Annotated in this window: 1 protein-coding gene; it reads right to left on the reverse strand. The window is 44.7% G+C overall.

Annotated elements, in window-relative coordinates; genetic code table 11:
* Positions 1-307 precede the first annotated feature (307 nt).
* The coding region (locus KDK17_RS02565; RefSeq protein ID WP_257287266.1) for a transposase at positions 308-1230 on the reverse strand (923 nt) is incomplete at its 5' end.

The raw sequence follows: 1230 nt of genomic DNA on the forward strand, positions 1-1230 counted from the left end.
AATGAAAGAAAAACGAAAGAGAGAAAAACAGAGAAAAACAAAAGGAAAAATAGGATAGAGAAAATAGAAAAAAATAGAAAAAAATAGAAAAAATAGGACATCCACACACAAATAGAAAAAATAAGACATCCATATAAAACACGGCCCATAATCCACGAGCCCAATAGCCCATTAAACTCTGACAGCCACTCAAAATAATCGTTCGTCATAACAAACAACAAGTGAATCACTCAAAATGGGAAAAGTCAGAAACAGCAAAGCTCCCCATATAACAGGAGAAACAAATAACAATAGAAAAGTCGGGCAATCAGCTTACGCCATGAAATAAACGACTACAGATAAACAACCCCTGTACCCATTGTTGCCCCGCTTCCTGAGCAAAAGTTTTCATGGCTTCCAGCCTGCCCACTGCCCGATAGAAGCGGTTATTATATCTCATGGTTTTGAGCCATTCATTTGAATCAATTTCCAGTCGGGTCAGAATGGGTGGGATATCAGAAGGGATTGAACCTTTCTTATCAGATCGGACTGCACGCCCACTCCAGTCAACCAGTTCAAGATAATCGTGAAGAATATAAGGCAATGCCTTAGCCGGATTTTGCCCCTGTGATCGAAAAGGCATAAGGGTGATTGGCTGCTTACGGGTGTCCGAACCTGCCAAATTTTCAATTCGTTCCTGGATCGACGTGTAGTCTGACCCTTCTGGAGTCTCCGCCATTTCGGCACGGAGCGGATTCAGGTCAACATAGGCCATGCAGGTCAACAACGCTGCCTCATCCAACAACGCCTGACTTTTAAAACGCCCTTCCCAGAAGCGACCTTTGCATCCATCTTCCTGGTTAGCCTCACGGGCAAGATACTCATTCAGGCATCGCATGAACCAGCTGATGTTCGTTAAACGATTTCGATACTCTTCAACAAATTCGTCCACGCGAGCCAGCTCCGAATGACTCAGCTGGTCAGCAGCAAGATACCTCTGAACCAGAAGCGGCCCTGTGAAAAGCCTTGTCCACCGACTCAAAATTTCATCTCGTGTCCACTCTCTGGCAGGTTTCTGATTGATATGCAAAACCACATGATAGTGATTCGACATAACAGCATAGGCGCAGACTTCTATAGAAAAGATTGAAACCAGTTCGCTGAGCTTATCTACAACCCACTGCCGACGGTGCTCGTAGTTTTTGCCCGTCAAATAATCCTCCCCACACAAATACGCTCTGCGCACGCATC

Source organism: Endozoicomonas sp. SESOKO2 (assembly GCF_024606245.1).
Taxonomy (GTDB): domain Bacteria; phylum Pseudomonadota; class Gammaproteobacteria; order Pseudomonadales; family Endozoicomonadaceae; genus Endozoicomonas_A.